This is a genomic window from Phormidium sp. CCY1219 (assembly GCF_035615515.1).
GTDB lineage: Bacteria > Cyanobacteriota > Cyanobacteriia > Cyanobacteriales > Laspinemataceae > CCY1219.
Map to the genome: position 1 here is coordinate 1 of NZ_JAJENT010000386.1, position 419 is coordinate 419.

1 pseudogene is annotated in these 419 nt (G+C 56.3%); it reads right to left on the bottom strand.

From position 1 onward, the window contains the following. A pseudogene (locus tag LKK83_RS31965) lies at positions 1-419 on the bottom strand (photosystem II q(b) protein); the annotation flags it as partial.

Genomic DNA, 419 nt, shown 5'->3' on the forward strand with positions numbered 1-419 from the left:
ACCAGAGAGCTGGTCACGAGAGAACCGTGCATGGCGCTGAACAGCGCACCACCGAACACGCCAGCCACACCCAACATATGGAAGGGGTGCATCAGGATGTTGTGCTCGGCTTGGAACACCAACATGAAGTTGAAGGTTCCAGAGATGCCCAGAGGCATGCCATCAGAGAAAGAACCTTGGCCGATGGGGTAGATCAGGAACACTGCGGTAGCAGCAGCAACCGGAGCGCTGTAAGCGACGCAGATCCAAGGACGCATCCCCAAGCGGTAGGACAGTTCCCACTCGCGGCCCATGTAGCAGAACACGCCAATCAGGAAGTGGAAAATCACTAACTGATAGGGACCGCCGTTGTAGAGCCACTCATCGAGAGAAGCCGCTTCCCAGATGGGATACAGGTGCAGACCGATCGCGTTAGAAGA